We start from the raw sequence: 26,967 nt of genomic DNA, 5'->3' as shown, positions 1-26,967 counted from the left end.
TTCCATATTTGGATTCGCCGTCTGTGCGCAAATAATAGCGAAGCTCCTCAATGTATGATTTTGCCCCGACGAGCCCCTCCAATCTGAAGGCAGTATGTCGTTGAGTGCTCGGGACCACACGAACCAAAAATAGCCGATTCAGGCTTGGTAGTCCTCGAACTCCCAAAACATGTAGCGGGCTAATTTCTTCGCAATCTCTTCCCATGAATTACCGGTCGTGTTTTCGACCAATTTCCTAACTGTGGATTTCAACACATCTTCATCATATTCATCCATCAAAATTGTATGACGAATAAAGCATGGCTTCCCCCCTGCACTGTGTGCAAGCCAACGAGGAGTGCAGACCTGAAAGCTGAAGATGTCCCCCCCGGGGACACCTTCTGGGCCAACCGTTACATCAGCTCCTATACAAAAGTCCGTTACATCATCTGGCCAGTAGCTGGAGAACTCACCTCCAACCATCGAGTACTGCTTTACCTCAGCCTTCATGGGATAACATCCACATGACCGTTAGCCCCCCATTTCGTCTGCCCAGGAAGTCGTTGTTCAAAATTCGCTTGCGTTTTACCAAGCTGAGGTTTGAAGCTCGGCGGTCTAAATTGCCTGAGGCCGTCGGCACTCTCATAGTACCCGCTGGAAGTAGTGCGATATCCCGGCCCCACCCAAGCCTCACCCATAACCATCGTCTGCTCGCTATTAAACGAACCAATTCCATAATTGATCTTGCCTTTTCCAGCCAAAGCAGCACTAGCAGCATTAGAGGCCTCACGCAAACTACCACTAAGTTCAGGCCAGTCTGTCCTAATTATGGTCACGGCCGCCAGCTGGGCGGCGGCAATATCGCGATAGATTTCGCCATTTGGACCAACGATGACGACGTTGCCCGCATTATCGATGACACGAACATATTTTTCAGGCAGGCCAGCGACGCTGTCCGGCAACGGGCCCGCAACGTCTCCAATAGTGGTCTTGGCATTGCCCCAGCCACCCCATGCAATGGCGCCGAGCATGATTGGGTCGCGGATGATGCTGGCAATTTGAGTTTTCGAACCTGTCAGCAGGGCTTTGGCTGCATCGCTCTTCAGAGTGGATTCTATATCACCGAAGTCCTGACCGTTTTGCGCATCATTGCTGTCTGCGTATTTCCAGGCGTCCAGGAACACCATGTGTCGATCGAGAAGCGACATCTCATCGGACTCGCCATTTCCTGCGAGGGCGGCGTCGAGATACTCGGCCGCAGCTATCCGCAGATTGGTACGGGCCTCGACGCAGGCTGCCGAAGAATTTCCGACGCAATCCGACAGCTTCTTATCACGATTAAGCGACAGAGTCTGAAGCTCTTCCTTGTGCTTACAGGCTGGGGAGTCAGAGTCACCAGAGGCTTCACAAGCGGCCAGCGTTCGAGCGAACTCCTCACGCTCTTTATGCGTGAGATAATTATACTGGTACTGCGCGGCGCCGTAGGAGGCACCTTCGCCACCACCGACAGCGCCGGCAGCCAGAGCAGACAGGCTCTCGCCAAGCAGGGCGGCGAGCGTCTGTTTGTCCTGATCGGACAGGGTGCTGTCCTTCAGCATGCCATCGACGAGATCGGCAATGGCTGGTGTCAGCAGTGCAGAGGTCGCAGCACCGGCAGCACCTTTGAGCGCACCCTCCCAACCATTGACACCGCCGAGAATACCGGCGCCGATCGTGTGCAGAAGAACGCGGCCGACCCCACCCTCTTTCCAATAGTCCATTCCCGTCTGGTCTTGGTTCAGAGCGGCCTGCTTGTAGAACTCACTGGCAATATCGCCAACAAGCCCAGCCATAGTCGCCTGCGCCGCCTGCAGATCAGCCTGGGTCTTGTACTGCTCGCGCAGGATGTTCTGCAGGTCCGGCAAGCCGGGCAGCGAGGTATTGGTGTTGTTCGTATCGCGGCGGATCGTGCCGATGTCCTGCACCTGATGCGCGGGATCGGTGATCGTGATGCCGATATTACCGCCGATGGCAGAATAGGCCTTGCCGGTCTCGTTTTCGCCGGCCTTGACGGGCGGAGCGATGGTCAGTCCGCCAGTCCCGATTCCGCCGCCATAGGTTTCGGCCTTCCAGGTCGAATGCGTGTCGATATCCGCAACCGTCAGGGTGCCGGTGGAGAAGGAGTTTTTGTCCGCCGTCGCCTGGCTGGTAATCAGCCCGCCGACAAGCGACGTCTGGCTGCTGACATCAATGTTGAGGCCGCCGGTGCCGGCATGAATGCCCGATTGTTCGGAAACGAGCACCGCATCGCCTCTGGCCTTCTGCACGGTGCCGGAAACGCCGGTGTTTCCGAAGCCGATCTGGCCGGAGACATTGAACTGATCAGCCTTGGCCTTCTGCGTATCCAGTTGGCTTTCGATCGTCAGGTTCTTGACATCGACCGCAACCGAATTGCCGCCGACCGTCGCCCCCCTAAGCGCGAGATCGTTGGTGACGATGGTGACATCGCCGGTGCCGCTCACATGCGTGTTCGTATGGCTGGTGCCGGAGGTTTCGGAACCGCCCTTGCCATAGGAGGCGTTGACCCCGACGCCGGTCTCTTGACAGCCGCCCTTGCTGGTGCAACCAAAGTTGACGCCGACGCCGGCGCTCCAGGATTTGTTCGAACTGGTCGAATCCGACGTGCCCGCGGCAGCGTTGAGGTTGATGTCGCCATTCGCTGCTGACAGGAAGATGTCGCCGGTCAGCGCATCTCCTGGAATCGTGGGTATGCCGTTCTTGTCGTAACCGGCTAGGATCTGCGCGCCGTCGCTGGTAATCGAGCCCTTCTCGGCCTCCATGGTAATGGAGCGGCCGGCACGAATATCCGTCACAACCGGGGTCGAGGATGACGAGGACCAGCTGTTTTCCTGGTGGCTGACGCCGGCATTGATGCCGATGCTGAAGGAAAGACCGGTTGCAACCTTAGGGTCTGTGCTGGTCAGCGCCTCATAGGCGCCCTTCAGCCCCTTGTAGCCCTCATAGAAACCGAGGCTGGCAATGGCCGTATTAGTCACCGCATTGACGCCACCGCTGTCGGAAAGACGCTCGGCCGAGTTCATGATGCTATCGGCCGCCTTGCCAATCTGGCTGGTCACCGAGATGGTCACACCGGCAAAGGTTTTCTCATGTACCTCCTCGTAATTGGTGACGTCATTGGCCGAGAGCAGATTAATGTCCTTGCCGGCGAAGAGAGTGACGTCGCGCTCGGCCGAAGCGCTGGTTGCCTGCAGGTTGACATTGTTGCCTGCCGAGATGTTGAGATCACGACCCGCCGCCAATGTCGATACTGCATTGGTATCGGACTGCTGCGCTTTGCTGTCCTTCGTCGACTGCGCGCCGATACCGACCGAGAAGCCGCCATTGCCGGCGGAAAGTGCCAAGCCGAACCCGGATTTCTTCTGCTGTTCGGATTGTGACGAGCTCTCGGCGCCCGGGGTCACGTTGACGTCGCGAGCGGCCGACACATTGATGTCGCGATCGGCATTGACAGACGAGCCCATGATGTTGAGATCGGTTGCCCTCGCCGCTAGGTTGACGTCGTTCCCGGCCGTAAGCTCTGAGCCGACGTTATCCGTGGAAGATTGCTGGCCCTGCTTCTCGTTCTTGCCGTAAAGTGAGATGAAGCCGCCGCCGGACCCGACGAAGAGACCGGAATCCTTGCGCTTGCTGTCGGACTGATGCTTCTCCTGGGCACCGATGATGGAGACACTCTCACCGGAGATATTTAGGGAGCCATCGGCATTGACCTTCGAGCCGACAATGGCCGCCGCCTTGCCGGCGTCGAGAGTGACGTCGCCGGAAGCCGAAAGCTGTGACCCGACCGTCGCTTCATTATAGCCGTCATAGCTGTAGCTCCCACTGCGCAGGAATCCTTTGCGCTTGGCGCTGTCGTGTTCAGTTTCAGTATCCTTGCCAGCGCTGACGATCAGATTGCCACCGGTCAGAATGTTCAAATCGGAGGTGTGCGTGTCGTCGCCTGCCGTGATCTTGGAGGCGGAGACTGTCGTATCGCCACCGGAGATAATCGCGGCGCCGCCTTTCCCCGAAACCGAAGACCCAATCGCCGTCGTGGTCTCCAGATGTCCGGAAACATTCTCCTTCGTCGAACCGAAGAAGCCGCTCTTCTTGCTGGAGCTCTTGACGTCGAGGGTGGCGCTATCGATCGCTTCAGCGATCGTGACGCTCTTACCGGCCTGCAAGCCAAGTTTTCCGTCGGCCGCCATCGTCGAGCCGATGACATTGATATCATTGGTCGACTTGGCGACGAGATTGCCACCGGCCGTAATGGTCGAACCATTGTGCGTCAGCTCGGACGACGAATTTTTGCCGAAGGTCGAGTTTGACTGGTTCTGCGACGTCGTGACATTGATGTCACCGTTTGAGGTCAGGCCAACGTCACCCTTGGCCGTCAGGTCAGAACCAGAGATCAGGACACCCGTGTTGGCATTGACCTGCAGGTTGCCGCCAGCCGAGAGCTGCGAGGCTTGCTGATCGGTACTCGTGGTCTTGCTGTAGCCATCGTTTGTTTTGCGGGCGACATCGGTCGAGACGATGTTGACCGCTCCATCCGTGGCCTTAAGTTTGAGATCGCCACCGGCCTTGGCAGAGGAACCTATGACATTGATGTCGTTGTTGGCCGCAATGATGAGATTACCACCGGCGTTGACGCGTGCCCCTGTCGCATTCTGCTGACCGCCGTTGTCGACCTTGACAGTGGTAAGATTGACATTGTTGCCGGATAGCTGGGCTGCACCACCCGCGGCGATCTTGCTGCCCTCTAAGCTCAGCGTACCGCCCGCGGCGACCTGCAGGTTGCCGCCGACCGACACGCCGGCATTGGTGTTGACGACATTCTGGCCGCCGATGGTCATCGTCTGTGCGGCAAGGGTAATGCCATTTGTGGCATTGAGGTTCATGTTGCCGCCGGTCAGGAAGGTGCCGCCATTGGCCTTGATCTCGGTGGCATTGATGGTCATGCCATCCGCTGCGGCAATCGCACCGGAATTGTTGACGGAGCCGGCATCGATGTTAACGCTGTTGCCGGCGATGACGGCGCCGCCGCCGTTGACCTTCGCCTTATCGGCGGCCGAGAGATAGACGACCGGCACCAGCACCTGCGCGCCGTCGACGATCTCAGTCTGATAGATCACCATCGACTGGGTCAGCGATGCCGCCTGCTGCGGCGTCAGTGCTTGCCCGAGAGCAAGCCCGTTCGCCTCGGCATAAGCGACGCCGTTGTCGAGCAGCGTCTTCATCTGGTCGGTGGCATTGTTGCCGGGGATGAAGGACCCCGCGCCAAGACCATCGCCCACCAGTTGCCGCATCTGTTCGTCTACGAGCTGATTGTCGAAATAGGCGTCGCCGAGGAAGGGAACCTTGGTCTCGGGCGTATAGCCGACGCGGTCGATGAAATAACTCGAGCCGTAGAACTTCGACACATCGAGGAAAGCCGCCCGTGTCTCGAACAGGAAGACCTGGCCCGGCCCGGTGCCGCCAACGCCGCCTGATTGCGGCTTGGCAAGCGAGGCGAGTTCCGCGCCATTGACCTGCAGTACCTGGGCAAGGTTGCCGCTGTTGCCGAGAGCAGCGGTGAGCTTGCCCATCAGGCTGTTCGGATTGATCGCAGCGCCGCCGGTCGTCAGGGTGCCCGAGCTGATCGAAGGGCCGCTCGCAAGCGTCACACCGTTGCTGCTCACCGAAGCACCGACGGCTGCCGTCAGGCCGCTGCCGTTGACCGTCGGGCCACCGGCGATCGTCGCGCTGCCACCTGCCAGCGATGGGCCACTACCGACGCTGGCGCCGCCATTTGAGGCGACACTGCTTAGTGCGGCATTGACATTGAACAAGGCACCACCGGCCGTCATACCGTTAAGCGCGGACAGAGGATCGCTTGATGTCGAAGGCGCGCTGACGGCTGCGCCGCCGCCCGTCGAACCGAGCGACGTATTGTTGATCGTACCAAAATTGAGGCTCAGGGCGCCGGCCGCCTTGAGCGTGCCGGCCGCGCCGCCGATAATCTGCGATCCCGAGACGATCGACGTGCCGTTGGCGATATTGCGGGAAGGATCGGCCGTGCCATCGGCGTTGTAGGCCGAACAGGCGCTTTGAGCGCTACAGGTCAGCGTCGTGGTGCGATTGAGAACGACGCCTTCGTTGGTAAGCGTCGATCCCTTGAGCGTCGCACCACCGCCCGCCTCGATCCGGCTGTAGGAGTTGGTGAGGTTGGTGGCATCGACTGTGAGATTGCCGCCGGCGCGGATCACGGCCTCGGGGCTCAACGGTGCCGTAAACCGATCCTCATAAACCGACTGGTTGATATTGGCGCTGCCATCCCAAGTGTAGGTCGTACTGGTGTCCGAGCCATTGCGAACGACCTCATCGACAATGAAATAACGCGACGGATTGTTGGGATCGAGGATCGGATTGCCGTTGGCATCCTTGGGAACGCGAGCCTTGATCCAGTCGAAGATCGGCCGCACTTCCGTCGGGCCACTGCCGCTGACCCAGGTCCAGGCGTGATAGGAGGTGCCGTCGGCAAGCGTTGCGACCGAATACAACAGCGGCTGATAGTCAGAAAACTGCCCCGGATCGACCCCCGCATAAAGCTGGAACATGTTCTGGTCGGTCGATTCCAGATAGGCGAAGGGTTGGCCCGCGACCGCTGGATTAAGCACGAAGGTGCCGACGGCAGCACCAGAGGAGACCAACTGACCCGTCACCCAGGTCGGCGTCGTCGATCGCCTGTTGGTGAGATTGTTGGTCAGGATCGACATGTCACCATCGGACTGAATAAGACCGGACACATTGGTGACTGCCGCATTGCGCTGACCGGCGGTCGTTCCCCGGATGGTCAACCCGCCATCTGCGAGGATAGCGCCCTGGTCGTTGGTGAGCGTGCCGCCGACGAAGAGGTTGGCGTTGTTGCCCGCAAAGACGAGGCCTGACGGGCTGTTGTAGAAGTCGCCAGCGACGTTGAACGTCAGATTGTTGCCGGCAGCAAGCTGACCGATGTTGCCCAACGATGGCAGGTTCAGCGTCAGGTCATGCGCGGCAAGCAGCGAAGTGCCCGCGGTGGTGGCAAGGCCTGCAGCGGAGATGGTGATGTCGCCAGAACCGCCAGCATTGGTAACGGTGCTGACTTGCGCATTGGAAAGATCGGCACCGCCGGAGAGATTGAGGGTAAGGCCGCCGAAGACGAGATTGCTTCCCGAGAGATTGGCGGATGAAGCGTTGACGATTAGCGAGCCACCGGCGGCAATCCGGCTGCCCCTGCTGCCGGAGAGATCCAGCGTTCCGGTATTGAGGGTTAGGTTGCCTCCAACGCGGGTGGTGCTGGTATAAGCAATGGCGCCAGGGCCTGTAAGCGCAGCGTCGCCTAAGCTCTGCAGGCTATTGTAACCGATGTTCTGCGCCGCCGTAGCGGCAAGATTGCCGCCCGAAAGTAGCGAATTGGCGCTGATACTACCGCTCGAGGCTGACAGCGTCATTGCACCAGTACGCTGCAGCATCAGACTGCCGCCGGCCGCAGCATTGGTGGCGGCGAAATCGACACCTGAGACCAGCGTGTCGATCGTTATCGATCGGGCGGACAGATTGGCGTTGCGGCTTGCAAGCGATTGGCCGGTGAGCGTGATGGCGTTGCGCGCTGTGAGCGACAGATCACCATGGGCGACGGCATTAGCGCTGATATTGTTCGCAGCGTTGGCCGTAATCGTCCCGGCAGCAAGCAGGCTGTTGAAAGAGATGTCGCCTGTGGTGGCTGCGAGCGCGAGATTGCCGCCCTGGCCTAGAATGACGTTACCGGCGCCCGATTGGTCCATTGCCGCAAAATCGACCCCGGCCGCGATGACGTTGCCGCTGACGGCAGATCCGGTTATCGAAACGTTGTTGGCACCCAGGAGCTGCCCGTTGATCCTGACCACGCCAGGACTGGTGGCCGAACCGATCGAGACCGCGCCGTGGCCCGTGATGTTGCCGCCTGTAAAGGCGCTTGCCGCCACATTGAGGTTGCCTGCGACGATCAGCGTGCCGGCCGATGCACTTCCAGCGTTAATGGTGAGATCGCCGCTTGATCCGAGAGCGATGGCGCCGTTTGACGATCGCGCAGTGGCAGCGAAATCGACGCCGGTAACTGCCTGACCGAGTTGGACGGTCGAACCGGAGAGCAAGACGTTGCCGGCGCCGAGGAGCTGGCCCGAGACATTGACGCTGTTGCTTCCAGCAAGGGTAATGTCGCCATGCCCGGTCATGGTATTGGCCACAATCGCAGACCCACTGGCATTGATAGCGCCGGCAGACAGCATGGTCTGCGCAGTGATGCCCGCAGACGCGGTCAGATTCATATCGCCGGCAGTTCCGAGCACTATACCGCCGCCACGGGCATTGGTGGCAGCGAAGTCGATGCCGGAGATCAACGTCGGCGCGTTGATGTGGCCGCCGCTAACCGTGAGATTGCCGGCAGCAATGATCTGGTTGCTGATATCGACACTGCCGACAATGTCTGCGTTGCCATGAGCTGTGATGCTGTCGGCGATGAGATCCGCCGCTTTCGCCGTGAAGCCACCTGCCGAAAGGATGGTGCCAGCCGAGATATTGCCGGAGGCCGTAAGATTGGTGCTGCCAGACGATGCCAGTACGATGTTGCCGCCGGCGCGGTTGGTGGCGGCAAAGTCGATGCCCGAGATCAGGGTTGGCGCGCTGATGCTGCCACCATTGATGGTGAGGTCGCCCGCGGCCAGGATTTGGTTGCTGACATCGACGTTACCGATGATGCCGACATTGCCGTGGCTTGTGACGCTACCCGCCTGGAGGTCGGCCGTCTTTGCCGTGATATCACCCGCCGACAGGATCGTGCCGGCCGTGGCATTGCCGGAGACGGTGAGGTCCGTCTTACCGGCCCCTCCAAGCACGATGTTGCCGCCGTTGGCTGCGGTCGCCGCAAAATCCACGCCGGAGACCAGAAGTCCGGCGTTGAGGCTGGCGCCATCGATCGAGAGATTGCCGGCCGATAGGACCTGGCCACTGACGTCGAGGCGACCGCTGGTCGCCAGATCGGTTGCGCCGTGGCTTGTGATGCTGCTCGCGCTCAGATCGCTCGCTTGCGCAGTCAAATTGCCTGCCGACGACAGCGTGCCGATAGTGACACTGCCCGGGGAACTCAGGGATATATCACCACTCGAAGTCTGAACGATGTTGCCGTTGGCGGCAGCCGTTCCGTCGAAATCGACACCGGAGACGATTGCCCCGGCTGCGATGCTCGGACCTGAGAGGCTGATGCTTCCACCGGCAAGGACTTGTCCGTTGACGGTCGTCGTACCGGCAAGCGCGATATCCTTGTGGCCGGTGACGGTATCGGCCGCCACAGTAGCGGCGTTGACGTTGATGGCACCGCCGGCCTGCATTGTCGATGCAGACAATCCGCCATTGAGCCGGGCGGTCAGATCGCCGGCTTGACTAAGGACGATATTGCCGCCTGCCCTATTGGTCGCGTCGAAGTCGATACCGGCGACGACAGATTGGGCCGAAAGGCTCTGGCCCGTGATCAGGATGTTGCCGGTGCCGAGAACCTGGCCGGTAACGTTGGTCGCGCCACTAAGCGTGATATCGCCATGCGCTGTGACTGCGTCCGCAGTCACAGTCGTGCCGCTGGCGGAAAAACTACCGGCCGACAGCAATGTCCCGGTATTGATCGCACCGGTCGAAGCGAGCGTCAGGTTGCCGCTTGTCGTCTGGACGATATTCCCATTGGCGGCAGCCGTCGCTGCGAAATCGACGCCGGAGACGATAGCCCCAGTTTGAATGCTCGAGCCGGAGATGCCGATGTTGCCGCCACCCAAGATCTGCTGATTGACGGTCGTTGTCCCGGAAAGGGTAATGTCATGATGACCAGTGACGGTATCGGCCGTCACGGTCGCGGCATTGACGTTGATGGCACCGGCGGCTTGCATCGTCGATGCCGAGAACCCGCCACTCAACTGAGCCGTCAGGTCCCCGAGCTGTCCAACAACGATATTGCCGCCCGCGGCATTGGTTGCACTGAAGTCGATGCCCGCAATGACGGTCTGCGCTGCCAGACTTTGACCAGTGATCAGCACGTTACCGGCGCTCAGGATCTGGCCGGCAACGCTGGTAGCACCCCGAAGCGTCACATCGCCATGCGCCGTGACGGTCCCGGCCGTGACGGTCGAGCCGGTAGCATTGAGTTTGCCGGCCGAGAGCAGCGTGCCAGTGCTGATGATGCCGGCTGAGGCAAGCGTTAGATCGCCGCTTGTCGTCTGGACGATGTTCCCGTTAGCGGCTGCCGTTGCCGCGAAATCAATACCCGAGACCGCAGTACCAACCTTAATGCTCGAGCCGGAGATGCCAACATTACCGCCTCCGAGCAGCTGGCTGGTGACAGCGACACCACCGGCTGACCCGCCGGAAAGGCTAATATCCTTTTGGCCGGTGATTGAAGCTGCGGAGACCGATGCACCGCTGATGCCGATGGCACCCGCGGCCTGTATGGTCGATGCCGCAACGGCGCCATTGACGTTCACGGCCAAATCGCCGGTCTGACCAAGGACGATATTGCCACCGGCGGCATTGGTGGCATTGAAGTCAATACCAGCGACAAGCGTCTGTGCCGACAAACTTTGACCTGAGATCAGCACGTTGCCGGCGCCGAGAATCTGGCCACTGACGCTGACGATGCCGCCAAGCGTCATGTTGTGATGCGCGGAGATATTGCCGGCGGATATCGATGAGCCGTTCGCGATGAGATCGCCCGCAGACAACAGCGTTCCGGCGCTGATCGCGCCTGCGGTCGTCAATGTCAGATTGCCAGCTCCCGTGGCCGTTGGACCAAGGGTGATGCGCCCGCCCGCCGCATTGGTGGCGGCGATATCGACGCCTGAGACAATGGCATCGGCGGCAATGCTCGAGCCGGTAATGCCGACATCGCCGCCGCCAAGCACCTGGCCACTAATCTTCACGCTGCCGCTTCCGGCGGTCGCACTGGTGGCGCCGGTCAGTATGATGTTCTTGCTGCCGGTGATCGCGTCAGCAGTGATGGTCTGACCGGTGGCGTTGATCGCGCCTGCCGCCAGCACGGTTCCTGCCTGGATGGCGCCAGCGCTGTCGTTGATCGTCAGATCACCGCTACCTGCCAGCACGATATTGCCGCCGGCGGCTTTGGTCGCGGCAAAATTGACCCCAGACGCAAGCAAACCAGCGCTGACACCATTGGCGTTGCCATTGATGGTGATATCGCTGGCTCCGAGCAATTGGTTGGTGACGCGCATGCCGCCGTCAATAGCGACGTTGCCGTGACTGGTGAGGTTGCTAGACTGCAGCAAGGAAGCCTGGGCGATCAGATTGCCGGCCGACAGCAACGTGCCAACGGTGATGGTTCCGGCGGCAGCTTTCAGATCGAGTGCGCCGGCCGCACCTAGGACGATGTTGCCACCAGCCGCGTTAGTTGAGGCAAAGTCGACGCCGGACGCGATAGCGGTCGCCTGAATGCCAGCCCCGGAGATCAGGATATTGCCCGCTCCAAGAATCTGACCGCTCGCGTTCATCGCAGCGTTAACGGTGAGCCCGCCATGCGAGGTAACGTTAGCGGCCGTGAGCGAGGTCGCGGTCGCGGTAAGATTGCCGGCTGATTGAATATTTCCCGCCGCGATATTGCCGGTCGCACTGGTGTTGAGGCTTCCGCCCGACTGCAGATTGCCAGTGGCGATATTGCCGCCGGTTGCCGTCAGGCTCAAGTTGCCTGCGGAGCCAAGAACGACACTCCCGCTAGGATCGGCACTGGTGGCAGCAACGTTAATGCCGGAAACAACCATGCCGGTGGAGATTGACCGCGCAGTGGCGCTGACATTGCCCTGCGCCAGGACATTGCCGGAAACGGCAAGACTATTACCAGCGGTAAGAGCGAGATTGTTGTAGCTCAACAGCGAGGCGGCCGAGATCGAGCCGGCCGTGGCAGTCAGGGTGAGGTCGCCGGTGCTGTTGGCAGCGCCGGCAATCGCGATATCGCCGGAGCTGGCGACAAGCGTCGCTGCACCATTGCCAGCGGTAACGCCGCCGGCAGCAATCCCGCCGCCCGAACTCATCAGCACGGTCGTGCCGCTGTTGACGTCGCCGGAGACGCTGAGCAGGCCGGCGCCGTTTGCAAGCACGATATCGCTATCCGCTGCAACCGATTGCAGGGTAATGCCTTGATCGGCCCGGATCGCGACCTTCTGCCTCGATGTGACCTTGGCAGCGGTGACCTTCTGTTTCGAGGTGATGGTGACGCCGTCGCGTGCGGACGCATTGCCAATCGAAATCTTGCCGTCGGCCGACAGCGACAGTTCGCCGGCATTGGCGGCCATATCGGCGCTCATCTTGACGCCGGCGCCCTTTTCCGTGACGACGACCTTGATGCGGTCGGCCTGCATGGCGCCGAGCGCCGAACCGTCGATCGCATATTCCGGGGTGCCCGAGGTGGCGGTCAGCGCCGTCGCCTCTCCGGTGGCATAATTGTATTGGCTGGCGCCACCCGTCAGGCGCATGGACTTGCCATAGATCGGCGCGTTGACATGGATCTGGCGGGAGACGACATCGAATAGATCGACAGCGCCCGGAGCGGCCACGAAATTGCCGCCTGCCCCTTCGAAGGTGACATCGCCGCTATTGACGGTGAAACCCGTCAGGCTTCCATCAGCACCGATATTGGGAATGCCCGTCGTCAGCGTGGCGCGTGGCGTATTGATGAAGCCGCAGCCCGAGCAAGTGATCCCGTTTGGGTTAGCTATCACCACGTCTGCCCGACCACCGAACACTTCGGTCGGGCCGTTGAGCGCCGAACGGTTACCTGAGGTAACCTCGTTGAGGATCACGCTCGCCGGACCGCTTGTCTTCAGGTTCGGATTGCCTGGCGTCGCACCGCCGAGATTCGATGTGCCGACCTCCCCATTGAAGTTGTTGAGGATCAGGCCAGGCGTGCCGACACTGAAGTTGTCGTATTTGTTATGTGACAGGCCTGTGCTGTTGGGCGTGACGATATCGACGAGCGGCACACCGTTGGGCGCAGCCCCAACACTCGGTTGATTGGCGGCCGGCGCTGTCGTGCTTGCCGAAACCGATTGCGCATTGGCCAGCATTGGCTGGAAGACCAGAAGGCCACTAAGCGCGAGGGCGACCGATTGCCGGGCGAGACGATGTACCTGTCTCAAAGCAGCGCTCGAAAACACTGATTTCGCCGACATGCCGATGTGATTGCTCATGATCACCACCTCACTGATGTACTGACAAACAGAAGCCCGGAGTCTCGCCGGCTGACTGTGCCGCCGAGAACGTCCGAATAGCCCATATCGAAATTGACATTGCCGCCGGCGAGCTTGGCGCCGACCGTCCAGCCAAGCATGTCGCCGCCTGAAATCTGGTAGCTGGCTTGGCGGGCGATCCGCCCGTAGTCGAGACCGACATAAGGCCTGAACTCTCCGAGGATCTTCGCAAGCTGGGCATTCTCGGCAAATGGCTGCGTTCGCCAGATGAGATCGTTGCGGATGAAGAAGCCGTTATTGCCGAACAGCATCGTCTCGCGCGTACCGCGCACCGAGGAGTAGCCGCCGACCGAGATCTGCTCGGCCCCGAACAGGTTGTCGGGCGAATATTGCCCGGTGACGATCGAATTGATCTCGAAATGCTGCTCCGCCACCTGGAGAGGTCGCGTCAGGGTGATCGTGCCCGTGAACTTCGAGAAGCGGGGATCTGCGTTGCCTGCCCCGGCATCGCCAGGTGCGACGGCGTCAAAGAGATTGAGCCCCTGGCTGTAGGAGAGATCGAAGACCCAGAGGCCACCCAGCATGCGGCGCGAATGCGAGAGGCCGAGATCGCCGACCGTGTATTTGCGGCTGCCGACCTCGATCCTGTTGCCGAGCAGGAAATTGTTGGTTTCCTTATAGGTCAATCCGCTGTTGAAGGTGGTGATCGAATCCTTATCGCGGAAAATCACCCGATCGGCGCCGATACCGACCTGCTTGCTGTCGCCTGACGTATTGAGCGGCCCGAAATTGCCCGGAACGGAACTGTCATACTCGTACCAGGAGCCATTGGCGGAAAAGGTCCAGTAGCCATAGGGCACGCTGACATTGCCGGAATAGCTATTGCTCTTGCCATGGCCATCGTCGCGCCAGGGATAATCCGGGCCGGTATGTTCGTAGCCGAAATTCCACTGATCGTTGATGCCGAAAAGATTGTCGTAGCCGATCGAGGCCGAGCTCTTGGAGTATCCCGTCTGCTCTTGACCGAGATTGCTGTTGCCGAAGGAAAGATGCCAGGGGTGGTTGGGCTTGTTCTCGATATTGAGGATCGAGGTGCCGTCGGTCTTGCCGGGCAGCATCGCCGTCTTGGCATTGTTGGAGGTCAGGCGGTTGATCTGGTCGAGACCCTGCTCGATGTCGCGCAGATTGGTGATCTTGCCCTTCATGCCGGGAAAGGCCGTGGCGATCATACCCGAACCCATCGCACCGGAATCTGGCGCCGGTTTACCGTTGATGTAGATGTCTGCAAGCGTGCCTTCGACGGCAACGAGGCGCAGCACCTTGGTCTTGGCGATATCCTGCGCCGGCACATAGACACGGGAGCTGACAAACCCCTTGTCGAGATAGAGATGGGTCAGGTCGCGCAGCAGTGCATTAATCTCGCCGACGCCCACACAGCGGTTCGCGTAAGGAGCCGTGACCTTGTCGATCGCGCCGGCCGAAAACTGCTTGACGCCCTCGACCTCGATATGGGTGATGGCAAAGCACGGGCCGGACTTGCCGCCGCCAGCAGCCGCAGGCTGCTGAACTTCGGCCGGAGAAGGCTTCGGCGTCATCTGGCCCAAGCTCTGCAGCCGCTGCTGCTCAGCTTCCTGTGCCTGCCGGCGCGCAAAGTCGTCGCTCGGCGTCTGCGCGACGGCGGCCGAAGCCGCGAGAACCGCTGCCAAAAGCCCGCCTATCGCGGTCGCCGCGCGCGAGATTGACGTCATAAGTCTGCCCCGGTCAGTTCGAAGCGGCCTTCTGCAGCGCATCGAGCGCCGCCGACAATCCCTTCAGCGAGAACTTGATGTTGACCTTCTGGCCATTCATCATCTGCACATGGCCGGTGCCATCCGTCGCCTCGGCGAGAGCGGCTACTATCTTCCCGTCCAGTTTCTGCTGCGCCCAGCAGCCGGCCTGATTGCAGTTGCGGTAGGCCAACTGGACGACGGGTTTGTCCGCCACATCGATGCCAAGCCCGGCGGGAATGTACATGTTGAGCGGTACGAGCGTCGTCAGCACCAGATCGGCTGGTGACTGCTTTGCCGTCTTTTTGTCCGTTGCGGCCGGAGCAGGCACCTTGGCAACCGCCAGCGTCAATATGTTCACATCCTGGTCGCCCTGCTTGACCGTTGCGATCTGAGCAACTTCGCAGTTCGTCAATGCCGAACCGTCCGCCGCCTTTCCGTCGATGCAGCGATAGTACCAATCATCAAATTTCTGAACGCGCGCCTGAGGTGCTTGCTTTTGTTCTTCTGTTTGAGGGGCCGCGCTCGGAGCAGAACCGGCGCCGGACGACATACTGGCAGCCGCCGGAGCGGGCTGTTCCTGCGCGGTCGCGGAAAATGCAACCAGCGCCGAAGAAAGGAGCGCGACAGAGGTGAAGGTCTTAAAGGAGAAAGACCTAATTGCGGGGGACATCCAAACTACCAAGTCAAAGCCATCCGCTTGCGCAAGGCGCGCCTTGCTCAATCAGCATGTCGGTCAAAATTCATGAAGATTCACCTGAACACGGTGTAGCCGATCATGGGCCTGATGCGATCAATAGCAGATCCCTGAGAAAGTACAGCGAAAAGTAGCGGCGTCACGCCACGCCACACGCTCGTTTTCAGATAGTCGTGTAAAATCTGCAACACAAGCGTTCAGCAATTGAATAAAATGTCTCGCTTTTGGTTCCCGCGACCCTGCCAGCTCCACACCACTCTATGGCGCGCGGACTGAACGCCATGCATTACTCGCATGCTGTCTCACATGGCGTCGTCTGAAATTGCATGCATCATCTCTCGGCCTTGAAAGTGCGTCCGAGGTCCGGCCCGGTGCCGAAATAATGTCGAAACACGTAAAACAGCGGGCTCCATCTCCTGGTATCGATGTGATTGGTTCCGGCGATGACGATATTCTTGTGTGCGTGGACGCGAAGAACCTTCGCTTCGATGATGGAGAAGGCTTCGGCACGCTCCGAAGGCCATTCGGCGCCGGGAGGATGCGCCGCCACCACCTCCGCCTCGAACTGGATCGGACATTCAGCGATGCGCAGAGGCCGCACGAGATCGGCAGGGTGTGGCGTCAAACCGGCGACCTCGAACTTGTCGGCCTCGAAACGATAGCCGATCTTTCCCTTGTGCGGGGGAACGGGATCGCGGCCTGTGGTGGGCGCGATCGCTTCGACCTTGGGCCACAACTCCGGCGACGGAAAATTCAGCACCAGCTGACGCTCGCGCAGGAGATTTTCCTGGCCCTTGCTGGTTGATGTCAGTCCCAGAACGACTCGATCATATAGAGCCCAAAACGAGGACATCGGCGAGATATTTGTCGTGCCGTCAGGGTTGAGGCTCGTAATCAGCACGACGGGAGTGCCGACATAAAGCACGCTGGGCTTGATTTCGATATGCTCGCGATCGCTCTCGGTTGCGTTGAATTCGGCTGCGTTTGTCAACATTGCAAACTCTCCTTTGAGAGTTCCAGTGTAGCCGACATGACGCCTGCAATAGTTCGGCCGTGACCGAACTATTGCTCCAGGGCCGGTACGCCAGCCTTCATTCACTCAGGCAATCCTCTGACAACGCCGATTTCACTTTTTCTCGGCGTTTCTGCGCCGAATGCCCGGTCGCCGAGTAAACTCCACTAAAGGGCAGGCAAAAACTTTGACGGCTAACTTATTCACGCTCACCGGCGGCGAGCGGCGGCAACACGATCACGGTATCCTCCGCCATAAGCATCCGCCCATCCTGTGCCCGCAATTCCAGCCGCCGCACCGGCAGCTTTGTCGCTCTGTCGACCAGCGTCACATGCGGCTCATTGGGCTCGAAGAAGAAATCCTCGCCCCATTGGCGAAGCGCGACCAGCAGCGGAAACAAGCCCTGCCCCTTCCGTGTCAGTACATATTCCTGATAGGGGCCGCCATCGGAGGCTGGCACGGTTTCCATGATGCCGTGAGCGACGAGATTGCGCAGCCGGGCCGAGAGAATGTTCTTGGCAAGGCCGAGGCTCTTCTGAAACTCCCCGAAACGCCGCAGGCCATCAAAGGCATCGCGGATGATCAGCAGCGACCACCAGTCGCCGATCGCATCCAGCGGCCGCGCCACCCCGCACATTGAATCCTTGTGGCTTATTCTCTTGGCCATGCTGCCCTGCTTTCGCCTGTTTACGCATATTCGTCCGTGTCGCTCCAGGAACGCGAATGAGCGCCCGCAGCATCAGCCCAACATATCGGTTGCAAACTAAAACCACAAGAGATACTGGAATCATAGTTTCGAACTAAAACCACATTAGGAGAGCAACCGTGATTCCCTCTGATGCGACCTTCGCCGGCACATTTCCCTTCGCACCACAGTTCACCGACGCACCGGGCTTTCGGATGCATTACGTCGATGAAGGCCCGCGCGATGGCGAGATCATTCTCTGCCTGCATGGCGAGCCGACCTGGGGCTACCTGTTTCGCCATCTCATCTCGACGCTGAGCCCCACGCACCGCGTCGTCGTTCCCGACCATATGGGGTTCGGCAAGAGCGAAACACCGGCCGGCCGCAGCTATTGGCTGCAGGATCACGTCGCTAATCTGGAAGCCTTCATCATAGCTCTCGGCCTCACCGACATCACCCTCGTCATGCATGATTTCGGCGGCCCGGTCGGCATGGGCTTTGCCGCGCGTCATCCCAATCGCATCCACCGCATCATCTCGGCAAACGGGCCGACGCTCTTCGGTCAACCAGATCTTCTCGATCGGCTGACAGCCAATACAGCTGTATCGCCCTGGTTCCAATGGATCGCCAAGGCCGAGGCCGACGGGACGCTGGGGCCGGTGCTTAACAATCTCGGCTTCAATATCCTCAGCACACTCAAGCTCAATGGCTTCGAAAACAACGCCGTCATCACCGATCTCTGGCTCGATGCCTATGGCTCGCCCTTTGCAAACGAGGCCGAGTGCCGTGGCGCGCTCGGCTGGGCCAAGGGCTTTGCAACCGGCACACATCAATTCGAAACGCCCGATCCGGCGGCTGGGTCTATCATCCGCAGTAAACCGGCGCTCGCCATCTGGGGAGAGGCGGACCGGACGCTGCATGCAGAACATTTCCTGCCGCTCTTCTCCGCCATCTTTCCGTCTGCCTCCATAGAACGCCTCCCAGGCGTCGGTCATTATTGCTTCGAAGATGCGCCGGAGGCCATATCAAGCCTGATATCGGATTTCGTTCGTCGGACCTGAGCATCGCGTTTCAGGACCAACTTCGAGGCAAGGAGCAGGAGCGAGAATGCCTTCCCGCTTCTGTTAACCACAGCATGGCTTGACCCCTGCCGCCCCGCCTCATAGCGTCTTGGGAAAACTATCGAAAGCCGGCGAACGGCAGCCGATTTCAACGGATAGAATGCCCATCCAATTGACATTCTCCAGGGTTGCGACACCGTCTCGCATGGTTGCTGACCCAACGTTTTGAGGCAAAATGACCAAGCGATCGCAAGCCGTTATCACCACAGCCGAAGAGCGACCGCGCGACGGATGGAACGACCCCGTCCACGGCTCCATATCCTGGCACACGCTCTTGAGCAGCGACATCACCCCCACCGACAGCATGAGCGCCGGCATCGCCGAACTCGCGCCCGGCGGCGAGCTCAAGCCGCATCGCCATGACCCATCGGAAATCTATTTCATCTTCGAAGGAACCGGCATCGTCCGGATCGATGGACAGGAAACGGCGGTCAAGCCCGGCACCACCGTCTTCATCCCCGGCAACGCCGAACACGGCATCCGCAACGAATCATCCGCCAACCTGAAATTCTTCTACGTCTTCCCGACTGGATCGTTTGGGGAGGTGGTTTATCGGTTTCCGGAGGGTTGAGGAATTTTCGGCAATTTCTTGGTGGATCAGCTCGCTTGATAATGGCCTGCAACAAAAGCCAATATGGCGGGAGAGGCAGGGCTCGAAGGCTAGGCAACGAACCTCTCATGCAAACGTCCGGTTGGGGGCGAAAATGTTCGCACAGCCGCGGGATAAGCGACCTTCCTGAAATGAGCATGAAACGCCCTTTCAATGTCTGCCACTCGTATAGCTCTGGTTCGCAAGATCGAGAGGTGCCGTGAAGAACGGCATCGAAGCTACGAGCTTATGAACGCCAACGAACCGGGAAGCCATGGAAGCCGCAATCTTCTCCGCAGACGGGACGCTGGATGCCTGCCGCTTCTCGCCCGGCGCAAGGTTGCCACGGTTCTTTCGATACGGCAGGACAATGAATTTCTCGGCGGTACTGAAGCCGTAGGGCACCCTTACGCGATCAATGAAACAATGTTTCGGTGGGCCGCACAAAAGGAAAGCCGTCGCACGCTAACGCCGACGAGCTCTCTTGATGGAGCGCTCACCAGGTCGGCCGTTAGATAGACTTTCCCGTTGCATTGCTCTCATCGGAACTGTCGTGCGATTCGTCGACCCCAAATGTTCCCGCATTGCTCTTTCTGCCTTGATCGGTAAGGCAGTAATGGACGCCGGGTGGCTCGACACATTAGGACCCAGTGCGGCATGAGCAATCTATTGAAGACGTCGGTTCCATATCAGCCGGCGTCGATCCGAGCAGGGCAGCTCCGCCCATATAAATCTCACATGATTTCTTACCCGCACTGACCGATCCGTCGTTGCAAATGAAGGTCAAGCCCTGGCAGTGATCGATGCTGCCTTTGTGGCCGCTACAGGGAGTGTTGGTCGCTTCAGCTCGCGTCGAAACTCCAAGAGCTACGGTTAAAGCAATAAGAACGGTGATCTGCAGAATCGGCTTGGACATTACATCCTCCCGATGAACCGAGCATTCATCGAAATCGCGTGAAAGTCGCCTCGCCGCGATCGGAAGCTCCTACAGCTTCACGTCCTTCCAAACCGGCTTGCGAATAATCCTGATCTGAACGAGCCGTCGCACGTTCATACCGACGAGCTCTTTCGATGGAGGGCTAACCAAGTCGGCGGTCAGGTAATCCTTCTTATTGCATTGCTCGCAGCGGAACTGCCGTGCGATGCGCCGAACCGAAATATTTCCGCATAGCTGCACCAAATCGACCGGGTCGTAGAAGCGCTTGATGCGACAGTGCGCGCAGGCGATTTTGACGTAGTACGAGCCGTTGGCATAGGACGATAGCGTGGACGCCGAAATGACATCCATTCGGCTTGCGGCTTTCTCTGGCATTTACTGGGTGGAAGGTTCGTTACTGCCGTAGGTTTCGGTCCAAGGAACCACGAACTCTTCGCACCACTGATCTATCGCTTCATCCGGCGTTGTTCCATCGAACCATTGCACCCTAGAAGGGATACCTTCGCCATTATAAAGAATGGCTGCAGTGCCGGCGGCCTCACACCAGGCGATTTCGAGCCAGTTTTTTGACGGGCCGGTGTTAACGACGCCGTTGAACGTCTCTTCTCCCTTGAAAAAATATTCAAACTTGTTGGCGGACTGCAGCCGGAAGATTTCTTGTCGCAGAAGGGGATGTGCTTCCTCATCTGTTTGTGGGCACAGGATGGTAAAATAGCCGTCGCGCAGATCGACAGTCGGCCACATTCCGATTTCCCGGAAATATCTCTCTCGCAGATACATATTCTCATCCTCCAAATGCCGTGGGCATGACGGCCCGCAGGTTTATCAGCTTCGGATTGGTTCGAGATGAGGCGCCGGCTCGTAAACCGGCGTGAAGCCTCTTGTAAAGCCGTGACACATGGCCGCTTCCGTCAATGCCAACTGCCCGCGAACGAATTGCAGCATGCCCAGGGCCGCGGCAATCGTTGCGCGCGCGTCACCGCCATATAGGGCAAGCGCCGCTTCAACCGGATCAAGTTCAGGTTCTTCAGTGGCGATCGGTTCGGCAGTCATAGTCACACGTCCTCATTCCGCCACATCGCTGCGGTGGTTCAAATTCAAATTTTCGGTCAATCTCAGGCGGCGTTCAGGTCGGCGATTTCGCCATGCTTTGCCAGCAGGCGCGGCGACGACATGTCGCCGGTCTCGTCCTCGACCATGACCGCATAAGCGGCAACGCCAACAAATCGGGAAGCCATGGAAGCCGCGATCTTCTCCGCGGACGGCCCGCTCGATGCCTGACGCATCTCGCCTGGTATTAGGTTGCCGCGGTTCTTTCGATACGGCAGGACAATAAATTTCTCGGCGGTACTCATGGCGTCTTCCTCAATTTGTTCTATAAATGTTCTCATTTGGGGGAAGAGTCAAGCTTAACAGGGAGCGACTAGAAGGTTTCCTTGATAGTGCAACTAAGGGTGTGCGAGAATTAGTCCGTAAAGCACTGGCGAGATCGATTTCATGAACGGCAAAGCAGAAACGAGGTCAGGTCACTGGTTTACTGGATACGATGCTTCTTCACAGGCAAGAATGACACTGCTTTGTCTGCCAGCTTTTCGAGCTTTTCCCATTCTGGCAGATCTTCCTCGGTCAAACGCTCCTGGATTGCCGCCAACATCCATCCCATTGCGGCAAAATCTTCCGTAGCCTTAAGGGCGTCGAATTTTTTGAGACACGCCTCGACAGCCGGTCGAGCTCTGGATTCAGCGCTATAGTCCGTGGCGATCAGCTGCTTCGCATCCAGAAAACCTTGGGCAATCCGCCGCTGATGTTCCTTATTGTGAAGGATCATTTTGAACGTGAACAGTAACGTCTCCAGCAAATGTCTGGCTTCATCGTCAGGGCCGTACATGCATGTCTCCCGTCCGTTTGCTCTTTGTAAGTGTATCTCCCTATAGGCTAAACGAGAATCCTCGAAAATTGAGGGGACGAGTGAAATGCCCCGGTATGCTATGGAAACGAGATGAGAATCATCCCTATTCCGGTTGCCGCCTTCACGTTTGCGAGCCCGGTCTATGCGGGACAGCTCGTCGAGGCGAAAATGATCATCTGCTTCACGCCGGCCGAACAGCGCGAGGGCAGGATCATCGACGCGATCGACCATGCGCGGTCATCTATCCGCGTCCAGACTTATGGGTACACGTCGCTTCCGATCATCCATGCGCTGCAATGGGCCGCGGGCTGGTGTGTTGAAGTCCTAGCCATCCTCGACAAAGCTAATGAACGCAAATATTCGGGCGCGACACTGCGAGCGCCTTGAAAACCTCGATGGTTTCTAACTCGTGAAGCGATGTCAGATTGGGAAGCCGGTAAGACGGGTTTAACATGTGCGACTTGATAAGTTAAAAAACTCGATTTGTTTAACATGTCCGTCGCAACGTGTTAAATCCGCATCCATGGTTGCTTGCCTGCGGCAATCCAAGATCTGAGTTAAATTCCAAGAAGCAGATTTGCTGGGTAGCGCCTTTAGCATGGCCCTATGATCATTTGTCATCGCAGTCAATCTGAGCCGACGACGTTTGCTGCGAGCATAAACATCATAACTATATGATAACACACATGTTTATGGCGGAGAGGGTGGGATTTGAACCCACGATGCCCTTGCAGGCATGCCGCATTTCGAGCGCGGTGCATTCGACCACTCTGCCACCTCTCCGGTTATGCTGGTCGGCGCGTTTCTCGGCGCGGGCTGTCTCATAGCGAGAGAAGGATAGGATGGCATACAATTTTGCGTCTGGGTCCGAGAAGTTCCTAGTGCCATGTGCCGACACTGTGGCTACTCCCGGACAATCTGTAACAGTGGCTCGAAACTGTAGAGAGCGGGGCGCCTGCCCGCGGCAGGTTCTAGTGTGCGAATAAGGCCGCGCTCCGCAAGGATGCGTGTAAAACGGTGCGCAGACGTCTCCGGAATCCCAGACTTCTTGGTGAACACATTATTCCTGAAGACTGGTCGCGAGAACAAGAAGTCCAATGCAGCTGTGCTCCATTGCGACGTTAGGATCTGCGGGAATTCGCGTTTCAAATCTTCATAGAGGTCTCGAATACGCTCAGCAGTTGCCAAGTTCTTCTGCGCTTGTTCTTCAAGGGCTTCCAAGAAAAAGACGATCCAATCTGTCCATGCTCCCGATTTCGAAACTTCCCGCATGCGGTCGATATATTCGTCTCTGCGATCCTCAAAGTAGCTACTGATATAGAAGTGCGGAGCCGAGATTGCTCTATATTTCCACAGCATGAGAGTAATGAGCATTCGGCCAATTCTGCCATTGCCATCCTTAAAGGGATGTAGTGCTTCAAATTCGAGATGCGCCACTGCCGTCTTAATCAAAATCTGCCAGTCATCAGATTCAATAAAAGCAAAGAGACGGTCCATCCCGTCTTGAAGCTGCTCCGGTCGCATCGGAACGAAATGCACCTTCCGGCGCAGGCGATCTGCTAGATAATTCTGTTCAGTTTTGAACTCTCCAGGCGAAAGATGCGCTCCTCTACCAAAGCCAAGCAGCACACGATGCGCGCTCTTGATTAGAAAACTGGAAAGCGGCGCTCCCTGCTCAATGCTGCGCTGGGCCGCGCCAAGCGCTCGGCTGTAAAGGAATACCTCAATAGCCTCATTACGATAATGGCCTCCGGCCTCATCACCGCTTTCCTCTTGGTCGGCTTCATATCGTAACACTTCGTCCAATGTGCTGACAGTGCCTTCCATACGAGACGACACCACCGCTTCCTGGTTCCGCAGCGGAGCAAGCAATATCTCGCTGTTGTGCATACCCTTCAGCATCTGATCGTAACGCGCCAAAGCCGCCGATGCAGATGCGATCGGCATTATCAGGCGATTGGCGTCAATCTTATTAGGCGGAAACTCATCATAGTGATATTCCACTGCTTCTGACAAATCTAAGCCGGAACGCTCAACCATTTGATTTCCAATTTCCCTATTTTTTGACATACAAATGTGGTTGCCTGTCTCATGCAGGAAGCAACCAAGCTTGTCCACCAAAAAATGCGATTTTTGGAAGTCTACCCCTCTTGGCTCTCACCGATAAGAGTCCAAAGACATTGAATTCCAAAAATCAGCTTTTTTGAAAGTCAACGCGATTTGAGTGCCACGGAGGAGATACAAACAGCTTTCTCTTCCATTTTTGCTCAATTCCGGAATTCAACTGACGAAAAATCCCATGGTTTTGGCAACTGCGCAGCTCTCCACCACAGCGGTTACGCGAATCTCCGCGCAGCGAACTGCCAATCGGTTCGGCCCACGATCCTACAAAATATCGCTGGTTAGCATGATGAATCGCAACAAGCGAACGTAACGCGGTTGCCGGCTCAACGATCATTTATCCCGGTAGATACGCGACTTGGACGCATACGCCATAATGAGAAAGCTTGGAGGAGTTCTAGGCATCAAGGCCCAAAATGGCGGAGAGGGTGGGATTTGAACCCACGATGCCCTTGCAGGCATGCCGCATTTCGAGTGCGGTGCATTCGACCACTCTGCCACCTCTCCGGTTATGCTGGTCGGCGCGTTTGAGCGCGGAGGGCTACATAGCGACAGTCGGGGGGGATGGCAAGGGCGAATATGAAAGCTTTTCATCCTTTTGCCTTGACAGATTAGGGGCGCTTATATATCCCGTGCGGCGCAATAGGTGTGGATAAGTCCGCGCCTTGGCAGCCCCGCTTTGCGCGGGGTTTCACCGGCAGATCTTTTCGAGGACCTCAAGCCTTTGGAATCCCTGCTAAGTTTCGACTGATAAAAAGACGGCCGCTCGTCCTTAATGGCGAGAGAGCCGGAACGAACATGAAAGGATAAAAAATGTTCGCAGTCATCAAGACCGGCGGTAAGCAGTACCGTGTGGCAGCCAACGACGTGCTGACCATCGAGAAGCTCGAAGTCACCGCCGGCGGCACCGTAGAATTCACCGAAGTCCTCGTTATCGGCGAAGGCGCCGACGCTGCGATTGGTGCTCCCTTCGTCAAGGGCGCTTCCGTCAAGGCCGAAGTGGTCGAGCACAACCGCGGCAAGAAGGTCATCGCCTTCAAGAAGCGCCGTCGTCAGAACTCGAAGCGTTCGCGCGGCCATCGCCAGCATCACACGGTCGTCCGCATCACGGACATCGTGGCTGCCAAGTAAGTAACGGGATCAAGGTTTAAAGGAGAACTCCAATGGCACACAAAAAAGCTGGCGGTTCCTCGCGCAACGGTCGCGATTCCGAATCCAAGCGCCTTGGCGTGAAGAAGTTCGGCGGCGAAGCCGTCATCGCAGGCAACATTATCGTGCGTCAGCGCGGCACGCAGTGGCACCCGGGTTCCAACGTTGGCCTCGGCAAGGATCACACGATTTTTGCGCTTACGGCGGGCAACGTGAACTATCGTACGAAGGCCAATGGCCGCGTGTACGTGTCTGTAATGCCGAAAGCGGAAGCAGCGGAATAAGCCGGTAGCGCTCTAAAACAGCCGGCGTCTCATCGACCCGGCTGACGCTACAAGGTTCAGTCAAGAAAAAAGGGGAGATGGGGCGCCATCTCCCCTTTTTCTTTACCCTCAACCAAGGAGGACTGAACCATGCAAGGCGAATTGTTAAGGGAAGACCAATCAAGGTCTCCCGAAGAACGGCTGAGGCCGGATAGGTTAAGGACCGATTGCCCCGTCTTACTGTCGGAAAGGCTCGTTCTACGCGCGCCCCACGAAGAAGACATCGACGCCCTTGCCCATCTCGCCAACAACGCCAACGTCGCCACTATGGTATCGCGTATGCCGCACCCGTATACGACCAATGATGCCGCCGATTTCGTGCGACGCACGAAGCTTGGCGAGATTGGCAAGTGCGTCTATGCGATTACCAAAGCCGACAACGGCGCCTTTCTCGGTTGCTGCGGGGTCGAGCCCACGGGCGATCCCAACACCGTCGAGATCGGCTACTGGCTGGGCGAACCCTACTGGAACCAGGGCTATACGACCGAAGCCGCCCATGCCCTCGTCGACATGGTCTTCCGCACCCGCGAAAACGTCGCCCAAATCGACGCCCGTTGCCGGGTCATGAACGTCGCATCCAGGCGCGTCGTCCAGAAGTGCGGCTTCCAGTTCCAGGGATCCGGCCTTGCCGCTTCGCTGGCGCTCGGCAGCACCGTGCCGGTCGAATGGTACAGGCTCGACCGCAAGACCTGGATGTCGTTGCGCAGCTGGGGAGGCATGAGATGAACGCTCTCGCCCTCACCCGCCGCGATGCCAGAATGCTGATGCCCGGCCCGGCGCCGGTCATCCAGACCGGCCGACTGACGCTGCGCCCGCACCGGCTCAGCGACGCCGATATGATCGCGGAATCGCTTTCCGATTTCGCCGTTACCCGCATGCTGGCCCGCGTGCCCGCGCCCTATGACCGGCAGGATGCGCTCGACTGGTTGGTCCAGCACACCTCCGGCCTCGGCCTTGACTGGCAGCTGGCCATCACTGAGCGGGATGATGCCCATATCGGCTGCGTCGGTATCGAGCTCCGCCACGGCCGCTGGCACCTCGGTTACTGGCTGAACCGCTACTACTGGCGGCAAGGCATCATGACCGAAGCGGTCAAGGCTGCGCTCGAACGCTTTGCCCGCCGCATGCCCGAAGTCGCCGTCCATTCCGGCGCCTTCGCCGACAATCCGGCGTCGCTCAAGCTGCAGCAGAAGCTCGGCTTCGAGATCACCGGATGCTCGGAGATCTACAGCTTTGCCCGCAACACCATGGTTCCGCATATCGAAACCGTGCTGATGCCGGGCGCGCTGCGGCTCTCGCAGGCAGCGTGAAGCCTTGAAAACCCGCTATCGCCGGCCCGGCCGGCGGTAGCGTTACACCAATCGCGTTGTTCTTGATGTTATGACACGTCGGCTGCACGATATTCTTT

General features: G+C 58.5%; 20 protein-coding genes and 2 tRNA genes. 7 read left to right on the top strand and 15 right to left on the bottom strand.

What is annotated here, in order from left to right; all coding sequences use genetic code 11:
• Positions 1–138 precede the first annotated feature (138 nt).
• From HGP16_RS21190 to HGP16_RS21165, 6 genes are all read right to left on the bottom strand, one after another.
• Complete coding sequence (locus HGP16_RS21190; protein WP_168841973.1) at positions 139–489, bottom strand: immunity 8 family protein; 351 nt, start codon at positions 487–489, stop codon at positions 139–141.
• Entirely contained in the window at positions 486–13,232 is a 12,747-nt protein-coding gene (locus HGP16_RS34090) for a hemagglutinin repeat-containing protein (RefSeq protein WP_409526856.1), read from the bottom strand. The genes HGP16_RS21190 and HGP16_RS34090 overlap by 4 nt, the downstream gene beginning before the upstream one ends.
• A 20-nt stretch (positions 13,233–13,252) precedes the next feature.
• On the bottom strand, positions 13,253–14,998 hold the full coding sequence (locus HGP16_RS21180; protein ID WP_168841972.1) for a ShlB/FhaC/HecB family hemolysin secretion/activation protein: 1,746 nt from the start codon (positions 14,996–14,998) through the stop codon (positions 13,253–13,255).
• Positions 14,999–15,011: 13 nt separating this feature from the next.
• Entirely contained in the window at positions 15,012–15,689 is a 678-nt protein-coding gene (locus HGP16_RS21175) for an invasion associated locus B family protein (RefSeq protein ID WP_168841971.1), read from the bottom strand.
• A gap of 355 nt (positions 15,690–16,044) precedes the next feature.
• On the bottom strand, positions 16,045–16,707 hold the full coding sequence (locus HGP16_RS21170; protein WP_168841970.1) for a flavin reductase family protein: 663 nt from the start codon (positions 16,705–16,707) through the stop codon (positions 16,045–16,047).
• Positions 16,708–16,924: 217 nt separating this feature from the next.
• Positions 16,925–17,392, bottom strand: a complete 468-nt coding sequence (locus tag HGP16_RS21165; protein WP_168841969.1) for a winged helix-turn-helix transcriptional regulator — start codon at positions 17,390–17,392, stop codon at positions 16,925–16,927.
• Positions 17,393–17,550: 158 nt separating this feature from the next.
• Here HGP16_RS21165 and HGP16_RS21160 point away from each other — a divergent pair, with 158 nt between their 5' ends.
• Both HGP16_RS21160 and HGP16_RS21155 read left to right on the top strand, forming a co-directional pair.
• The gene (locus HGP16_RS21160; protein ID WP_168841968.1) at positions 17,551–18,471 is read left to right on the top strand and encodes an alpha/beta fold hydrolase; all 921 of its coding nucleotides are present in this window, start codon (positions 17,551–17,553) and stop codon (positions 18,469–18,471) included.
• Between the two features lie 235 nt (positions 18,472–18,706).
• Positions 18,707–19,102: a cupin domain-containing protein gene (locus tag HGP16_RS21155; RefSeq protein ID WP_168841967.1), complete on the top strand. Its 396-nt coding sequence runs from the start codon at positions 18,707–18,709 to the stop codon at positions 19,100–19,102.
• A 189-nt stretch (positions 19,103–19,291) separates the two neighbouring features.
• Here HGP16_RS21155 and HGP16_RS34715 read toward each other — a convergent pair whose 3' ends face one another.
• The 6 genes from HGP16_RS34715 to HGP16_RS21130 all read right to left on the bottom strand — a co-directional run bounded on the left by HGP16_RS34715 (position 19,292) and on the right by HGP16_RS21130 (position 21,945).
• Positions 19,292–19,525, bottom strand: a complete 234-nt coding sequence (locus HGP16_RS34715; RefSeq protein WP_409526854.1) for a hypothetical protein — start codon at positions 19,523–19,525, stop codon at positions 19,292–19,294.
• Between the two features lie 580 nt (positions 19,526–20,105).
• On the bottom strand, positions 20,106–20,408 hold the full coding sequence (locus HGP16_RS21150; RefSeq protein ID WP_168841966.1) for a hypothetical protein: 303 nt from the start codon (positions 20,406–20,408) through the stop codon (positions 20,106–20,108).
• A 24-nt stretch (positions 20,409–20,432) separates the two neighbouring features.
• A complete protein-coding gene (locus HGP16_RS21145; protein ID WP_168841965.1) occupies positions 20,433–20,801 on the bottom strand; it encodes a hypothetical protein in 369 nt (122 codons plus the stop codon).
• An 81-nt stretch (positions 20,802–20,882) separates the two neighbouring features.
• Positions 20,883–21,110, bottom strand: coding sequence for a hypothetical protein (locus HGP16_RS21140; RefSeq protein ID WP_168841964.1), 228 nt, complete (start codon positions 21,108–21,110; stop codon positions 20,883–20,885).
• A gap of 62 nt (positions 21,111–21,172) precedes the next feature.
• Positions 21,173–21,412, bottom strand: a complete 240-nt coding sequence (locus HGP16_RS21135; RefSeq protein WP_168841963.1) for a hypothetical protein — start codon at positions 21,410–21,412, stop codon at positions 21,173–21,175.
• A 179-nt stretch (positions 21,413–21,591) separates the two neighbouring features.
• Complete coding sequence (locus HGP16_RS21130; protein WP_168841962.1) at positions 21,592–21,945, bottom strand: hypothetical protein; 354 nt, start codon at positions 21,943–21,945, stop codon at positions 21,592–21,594.
• 111 nt (positions 21,946–22,056) lie between these two features.
• Here HGP16_RS21130 and HGP16_RS21125 point away from each other — a divergent pair, with 111 nt between their 5' ends.
• Positions 22,057–22,353 (top strand): hypothetical protein, encoded by a 297-nt coding sequence (locus HGP16_RS21125; RefSeq protein WP_168841961.1) that lies wholly within the window; start codon positions 22,057–22,059, stop codon positions 22,351–22,353.
• Positions 22,354–22,659: 306 nt separating this feature from the next.
• On the opposite strand, the gene HGP16_RS21120 is transcribed toward HGP16_RS21125, so the two are convergent.
• From HGP16_RS21120 to HGP16_RS21110, 3 genes are all read right to left on the bottom strand, one after another.
• Positions 22,660–22,749 (bottom strand) — tRNA-Ser (locus tag HGP16_RS21120).
• Between the two features lie 120 nt (positions 22,750–22,869).
• The gene (locus HGP16_RS21115) at positions 22,870–24,006 is read right to left on the bottom strand and encodes a Fic family protein (protein WP_168841960.1); all 1,137 of its coding nucleotides are present in this window, start codon (positions 24,004–24,006) and stop codon (positions 22,870–22,872) included.
• 498 nt (positions 24,007–24,504) lie between these two features.
• A tRNA-Ser gene (locus HGP16_RS21110) sits at positions 24,505–24,594 on the bottom strand.
• Between the two features lie 306 nt (positions 24,595–24,900).
• Between HGP16_RS21110 and rplU the strand changes: the two genes are divergently transcribed.
• The 4 genes from rplU to HGP16_RS21090 all read left to right on the top strand — a co-directional run bounded on the left by rplU (position 24,901) and on the right by HGP16_RS21090 (position 26,869).
• On the top strand, positions 24,901–25,218 hold the full coding sequence (gene rplU / locus HGP16_RS21105) for a 50S ribosomal protein L21 (RefSeq protein WP_004127263.1): 318 nt from the start codon (positions 24,901–24,903) through the stop codon (positions 25,216–25,218).
• A gap of 32 nt (positions 25,219–25,250) precedes the next feature.
• Entirely contained in the window at positions 25,251–25,520 is a 270-nt protein-coding gene (gene rpmA / locus HGP16_RS21100; protein WP_004127267.1) for a 50S ribosomal protein L27, read from the top strand.
• A gap of 129 nt (positions 25,521–25,649) precedes the next feature.
• On the top strand, positions 25,650–26,285 hold the full coding sequence (locus tag HGP16_RS21095) for a GNAT family N-acetyltransferase (protein WP_149637926.1): 636 nt from the start codon (positions 25,650–25,652) through the stop codon (positions 26,283–26,285).
• Complete coding sequence (locus HGP16_RS21090) at positions 26,282–26,869, top strand: GNAT family N-acetyltransferase (RefSeq protein WP_168841959.1); 588 nt, start codon at positions 26,282–26,284, stop codon at positions 26,867–26,869. Before HGP16_RS21095 ends, HGP16_RS21090 begins: the two co-directional genes overlap by 4 nt.
• The last annotated feature ends 98 nt before the right edge of the window (positions 26,870–26,967 follow it).

It is taken from the genome of Rhizobium sp. P40RR-XXII (assembly GCF_012641405.1).
Classification (GTDB): domain Bacteria; phylum Pseudomonadota; class Alphaproteobacteria; order Rhizobiales; family Rhizobiaceae; genus Rhizobium.
Note: the sequence above shows the minus strand (reverse complement) of the source record. Positions and strands in the feature narration are given on the sequence as shown.

Bases quoted from the DNA above. Each gene is read 5' to 3' on its own strand.
- HGP16_RS21090 (WP_168841959.1), top strand. From the start codon at position 26,282: ATGAACGCTCTCGCCCTCACCCGCCGCGATGCCAGAATGCTGATGCCC.
- HGP16_RS21180 (WP_168841972.1), bottom strand. From the start codon at position 14,998: ATGACGTCAATCTCGCGCGCGGCGACCGCGATAGGCGGGCTTTTGGCA.
- HGP16_RS21115 (WP_168841960.1), bottom strand. From the start codon at position 24,006: ATGGTTGAGCGTTCCGGCTTAGATTTGTCAGAAGCAGTGGAATATCAC.
- HGP16_RS21150 (WP_168841966.1), bottom strand. From the start codon at position 20,408: ATGGATGTCATTTCGGCGTCCACGCTATCGTCCTATGCCAACGGCTCG.
- HGP16_RS21155 (WP_168841967.1), top strand. From the start codon at position 18,707: ATGACCAAGCGATCGCAAGCCGTTATCACCACAGCCGAAGAGCGACCG.
- rpmA (WP_004127267.1), top strand. From the start codon at position 25,251: ATGGCACACAAAAAAGCTGGCGGTTCCTCGCGCAACGGTCGCGATTCC.
- HGP16_RS21125 (WP_168841961.1), top strand. From the start codon at position 22,057: ATGAGAATCATCCCTATTCCGGTTGCCGCCTTCACGTTTGCGAGCCCG.
- rplU (WP_004127263.1), top strand. From the start codon at position 24,901: ATGTTCGCAGTCATCAAGACCGGCGGTAAGCAGTACCGTGTGGCAGCC.
- HGP16_RS21175 (WP_168841971.1), bottom strand. From the start codon at position 15,689: ATGTCCCCCGCAATTAGGTCTTTCTCCTTTAAGACCTTCACCTCTGTC.
- HGP16_RS34090 (WP_409526856.1), bottom strand. From the start codon at position 13,232: ATGTCGGCGAAATCAGTGTTTTCGAGCGCTGCTTTGAGACAGGTACAT.
- HGP16_RS21170 (WP_168841970.1), bottom strand. From the start codon at position 16,707: ATGTTGACAAACGCAGCCGAATTCAACGCAACCGAGAGCGATCGCGAG.
- HGP16_RS21145 (WP_168841965.1), bottom strand. From the start codon at position 20,801: ATGTGGCCGACTGTCGATCTGCGCGACGGCTATTTTACCATCCTGTGC.
- HGP16_RS21130 (WP_168841962.1), bottom strand. From the start codon at position 21,945: ATGTACGGCCCTGACGATGAAGCCAGACATTTGCTGGAGACGTTACTG.
- HGP16_RS21095 (WP_149637926.1), top strand. From the start codon at position 25,650: ATGCAAGGCGAATTGTTAAGGGAAGACCAATCAAGGTCTCCCGAAGAA.
- HGP16_RS21165 (WP_168841969.1), bottom strand. From the start codon at position 17,392: ATGGCCAAGAGAATAAGCCACAAGGATTCAATGTGCGGGGTGGCGCGG.
- HGP16_RS21190 (WP_168841973.1), bottom strand. From the start codon at position 489: ATGAAGGCTGAGGTAAAGCAGTACTCGATGGTTGGAGGTGAGTTCTCC.
- HGP16_RS21135 (WP_168841963.1), bottom strand. From the start codon at position 21,412: ATGAGTACCGCCGAGAAATTTATTGTCCTGCCGTATCGAAAGAACCGC.
- HGP16_RS21140 (WP_168841964.1), bottom strand. From the start codon at position 21,110: ATGACTGCCGAACCGATCGCCACTGAAGAACCTGAACTTGATCCGGTT.